At 50.7% G+C, this 4838-nt stretch carries 2 protein-coding genes; one reads left to right on the top strand and one right to left on the bottom strand.

Annotated elements, in window-relative coordinates:
* Positions 1-295 precede the first annotated feature (295 nt).
* The gene (gene lacZ / locus HMPREF1548_RS16600; protein WP_035322596.1) at positions 296-3385 is read left to right on the top strand and encodes a beta-galactosidase, LacZ type; all 3090 of its coding nucleotides are present in this window, start codon (positions 296-298) and stop codon (positions 3383-3385) included.
* Positions 3386-3523: 138 nt separating this feature from the next.
* On the opposite strand, the gene HMPREF1548_RS16595 is transcribed toward lacZ, so the two are convergent.
* Positions 3524-4411 carry a fructose bisphosphate aldolase gene (locus HMPREF1548_RS16595; protein WP_021637513.1) on the bottom strand — a complete coding sequence of 296 codons (888 nt, stop codon included), beginning with the start codon at positions 4409-4411 and terminating at the stop codon, positions 3524-3526.
* Positions 4412-4838 lie beyond the last annotated feature (427 nt).

Below are 4838 nucleotides of genomic sequence, written 5' to 3'. Positions count from 1 at the left end.
AAGAAACATCTCCGTTTTTTCCAATGGAGCCGAAAACACGCCCCACCGGCCCGGGAAAAGGAAGCCCGGCCGCAGCCTGCACGGGCAAAGGGCGGATGGAACCGGAACCGGGACGTTTGGCCTCTCTCCACATAAATGGAAACCGGTCAGAAAAAGACAAATAAACTGCAAGATTTTACATTTTCAAATGGTTTAGGATCTTTTATTATTTAGTATTAGGATATGTGTGTATGAAGTTTTCCTTTAGGGAAGGCTTCATACTGCAGCATATAAAAAAATGGAGGAAATATTTACGATGAACAGCAAGCTTTTACAAGAAAACGGGTTTATGCCCTGGGAGCAGAATCCGGAGTGTTTCCGGATCAATAAGAGAGCGCCTCACAGTGACATTATCCCTTTTCCTTCTCTGGAGGATGCCCTTTCATGGAATAAGGCTGCCAGAAGGGTGACAGATTTGAACGGAATCTGGAAGTTCCGTTATTTTGAGAATCCGGATCAGTGCGACGCCGCATATCCGGAAGGACTGGAAATGGTAATGGATACACATAACTGGGGACATATCCGGGTGCCGGCAAACTGGCAGATGGAGGGGTATGATTATCCGCAGTATGTGAATGTAAAGTATCCCTGGGAAATGACGGAAGATATCATGCCGCCGGAAATCCCCAGAGTTTATAACCCGGTGGGGATTTATGAACGTTCCTTTTTTGCAGAGAAAAAAGATGGAGAGAGGATGTACCTTCGTTTTGAAGGCATTGAATCCTGCGGCGAGGTGTATGTGAACGGAAGCTTCGTGGGCTACAGCGAGGGTTCTTTTACTCCTGCGGAGTATGATATTACCGATTATGCGGTTGACGGGGAAAACCAGCTGGTGGTGAAGGTGCTGCGCTGGTGTGACGGCAGCTGGCTGGAGGATCAGGATTTCTGGCGTCTGTCAGGTATTTTCAGGGATGTGGCCCTGTATACCCTGCCTGAAGTACATATTGGTGACTGGAAAGTGGATGCCCTGCTGGATGAGAATTACCAGGACGGTATCCTGAATGTGGAAGCGGCGCTGGAAGGGAAGGCGGACGGCTGCAGGGTACGGCTGGAGCTTTACAGTCCCAAGGGCAGACAGCTGCTGGATTCTCCCGAGACAGAGGTAAAGGACGGAAAAGCTGCATTTTCCCTGCAGGTGGAGACACCCTGGCAGTGGAGTGCGGAATCTCCTGTGCTTTATACCGTAGTGCTGTATCTGGAGAATGAAGGAGAGGAAACAATTCTGGCGGCACGCTGCGGATTCCGTACCTTTGAATTAAAGGACGGCCTGATGATGCTGAATAACAAGAGGATTGTTTTCAAGGGCGCAAACAGGCATGAGTTCGGCGCTGAATTCGGAAGGGCCATTACGAGGGAAGCCATGCTTAAGGACGTGCTGGCGATGAAACGCAACAATATCAACGCTGTCCGCACCTCCCATTATCCCAACCATCCTTATTGGTACGAGCTGTGTGATGAATATGGTCTTTATGTAATCGATGAAACCAATCTGGAAACCCACGGCAGCTGGACCTACGGCGTACCCGAAGAGGAGCAGCCAGACATCCTTCCGGGAAGCAATCCCCGCTGGACGGGAGCGGTCCTTGACAGAGTGGCGGATATGTATTACAGGGACAGAAATCATCCTTCGGTGCTCATATGGTCCCTGGGAAATGAGTCCTTCTGCGGAACGAACTTCCGTAAAATGGCTGATTTCCTCCGCACCCATGACAGTACCAGGCTTGTCCATTATGAAGGCCAGTGCCACTGCCAGGGGTATGAGGATGTGACGGATATGATTTCCACCATGTACACCCCGGTGGAGCAATGGGTGAAATATGAAGATACTAATCCGGAGAAGCCAGCTATCCTCTGTGAATATGCGCATGCCATGGGAAATTCCTGCGGCAGCCTTATCAAATATACGGAGGCTTTCGAAAAATATCCTAAGCTTCAGGGCGGCTTTATCTGGGATTTCGTGGATCAGGCGATTTTGACAAAGGACAGGAATGGTAAGGATTACCTGGGCTACGGCGGTGATTTTGGAGAAGGCTATACGGATGGGATTTTCTGCGGAAACGGCCTGATGTTTGCGGACAGGACGGAAACTCCCAAGATTAAGGAAACGAGAATCTGCTATCAGAATATGAAATTCGCTGATGCCGACTGGGAGACCGGCGAGGTGACAATCTGCAACAGGAGCCTGTTTACGGATTTATTCGCTTATCGTTTTGTGTGGACACTGGTTCTTGACGAGGTTTCCTGCGCTCAGGGAAGTGTGGATGTTAAATGCGCGCCCGGAGAAACCGTTAAGGTACGCCTTCCTTTTGCCGGGGAACTGAAAAAATGGAAGGAAGCAGGAAAATCCTGTCTGGAGGCCTTCCTGAATATGGAAGCGCAGCTGAAGGAGGATACGGCCTGGGCCAGAGCCGGCTATGCTGTGGCAAAGGGACAGTTTATTACCGGCAGCAGGGAAAGCCTTCTTACGGAAAAGAGGGAAGGAAGCAGCCTGAAGGTAACGGAGAATTTCGGCGCCCTGATAATTACAGGCAGTGATTTCGAATACCGTTTTTCCAAACGAAGCGGAGACTTCTACAGCATCCGCAGAGGCGGAAAGGAATACCTGAAGGCGCCCCTGGAATGCAATTTCTGGAGAGCGAGTACGGACAATGACCGTGGAAGCAAACAGTCCTACCGTTCCATGATATGGAGATATGCCGGTGCGAATGCCGCCAAATGGACCAATCAGGGAAAGGTTAGCGGCGAGGCTGTGGAGGTGGAGATGAAATTCATCCTGCCCACTACATCCCAGGCAGTGATGGAAACGAAAATCACCATACGCCCGGATGGCAGCATTCTGTTTGACAACACATATAAAGGCGGGGAAAATCTGCCTGATATACCGGAGGCAGGCCTGCTGTTTACCCTTCCGGAAAGCTTTGACCGTTTTGAATGGCACGGCAGGGGAGAACACGAAAACTACATTGACAGGAACAGCTCCGCCTTTGTAGGAACCTACCGTTCCAAAGTGGCGGATCGCATGGTGCCTTATCTGATGCCCCAGGAATGCGGCAACATGACAGGCGTCAGGAGGCTTACCGTAATGAGCCGCTGCGGAGCAAGCCTGACCTTTACCGGAATCCCGGAGGTGGAAGCGAATGTCCTTCCCTATACCCCGGAGGAAATGGAGCTTGCCGCACATCAGAAGGATCTGCTCCCTTCCGATAAGACGGTGGTAAGAATAAATTACCGCCAGACCGGCGTTGGCGGAGACGACACCTGGAGCCTCAATGCCAGGGCACATGAAGAATTCCGCATTAAAGGCGACGGAACGTATCATTTTGTATTTGAAGTAAAACCGGAATAAAAAAGCGTTAACGCAGTAAAAAAACGGCCGCCCCGGAAGCGATGGTAACATCAGCGCTTCCGCAGGCGGCCGTTTCTGTGAAATTATCCATCATTCAAGCTGACTCAATACTGTGTTGGGCCGCAGCCCCTTCAGGACTCAGGTCATGGAGGCCTTATAAATCTCATCAATGGAGCGTTTCAGCACCGCATTGAATTCCTCGTCCGTCTGCTGCTTCAAAAGCCCTGCGGTAAGCGCCCTGGAAAAGCTTGCGATCAGCCGGTGATTCCTTGCCAGCCGCTGATTGGCTTCCACCTGGCTGTAACCGCCGGACAGCGCCACAACACGCACCACATGAGGATCGTCAATCAGCTCTGCATAAAAATCGTCTATGCTGGGTATCGAAAGCTTAAACATCAGCTTCGTATCCGGAGCCAGCGTGCTTAAATGCGCCAGCAGCTCCTTTTTCAGCAGATTTTCCGCCGCCTCCTTGTCGGGAATGAAGATATCCACCTCAGGCTCAAGAATCGGAACCAGTCCGGCGTCGGCAATACGGCAGCCAATTTCAAACTGCTGGTCCACGATTTTTTTAATTCCGTAAGGATCGGCCGCTTTGATAACAGACCGCATTTTCGTTCCGAAAATATGCCTTTCCTTCGCCCGTTCCAGCAGTTCCTCCAGATTGTGGATAGGCTTCATCATCCGGACGCCGTATTCCTGTTCCGCAAGTCCCTTGTCCACCTTCAGAATCGGCAGAATCCCTTTTTCTTCCCACAGGTAATCTGCGGTAAACTTCCCGTCAATCTGCCGTTCCATCGTGTTCTCAAAAAGAATTGCCCCCAGAATATGTTCGGAAGTGAAAGCTGGGCTTGTCATAATCCTGGTCCTCATCTCATGGATAAGGTCGAACATCTCCTTATCGCTGTGATAGGCTTCATCCGGAATACCATAGAGCCGGAGAGCCTTCGGCGTGCTCCCGCCGCTCTGATCCAGTGCCGCGATAAAACCGTTTCCCTTGTGCATCCGTTCAAATTGTTCCTGATTCATATATGCTCCCCCTTTTCTGCAGAATTCCGGCAAATTTCACGTCCCGGCCTCTACGATCAGCCATCCGCATATATTCAGCCGATGCGTCCTTCACCACAACTGCTAATCAAAATCAACAAGTTTCTCTATAGTTATATTATACTGCCATATCCGCAAAAACGCCACAAAATATCAGCAAATTCCACAAAAAAATCCAAGGCGTTTTGCCAGAAAGCCCATTCATTTTCCATTATTTATGGCGGGCTAAATCGTAAGTTCACGCCTTTACGCCAAAACATTCCAAAAGCCGCCAATGTCCGGGGCGCGTCCGGCTCCGGCAGAACCGATGTGCGTCCGCTCCAAAGCTGCCGCCAAAACCGCAAAAATAGCGGAAGGCCCCGCAAGTACGGGACCTTCACTTTGTTTGCGCGCCATGGGCGCGCTCTAA

The organism is Clostridium sp. KLE 1755, assembly GCF_000466465.2.
Taxonomy (GTDB): Bacteria; Bacillota; Clostridia; order Lachnospirales; family Lachnospiraceae; genus Eisenbergiella; species Eisenbergiella porci.
Note: the sequence above shows the minus strand (reverse complement) of the source record. Positions and strands in the feature narration are given on the sequence as shown.

Excerpts from the sequence above, each read along its gene's own strand:
- lacZ (WP_035322596.1), top strand. The coding sequence starts at position 296 with ATGAACAGCAAGCTTTTACAAGAAAACGGGTTTATGCCCTGGGAGCAG.
- HMPREF1548_RS16595 (WP_021637513.1), bottom strand. The coding sequence starts at position 4,411 with ATGAATCAGGAACAATTTGAACGGATGCACAAGGGAAACGGTTTTATC.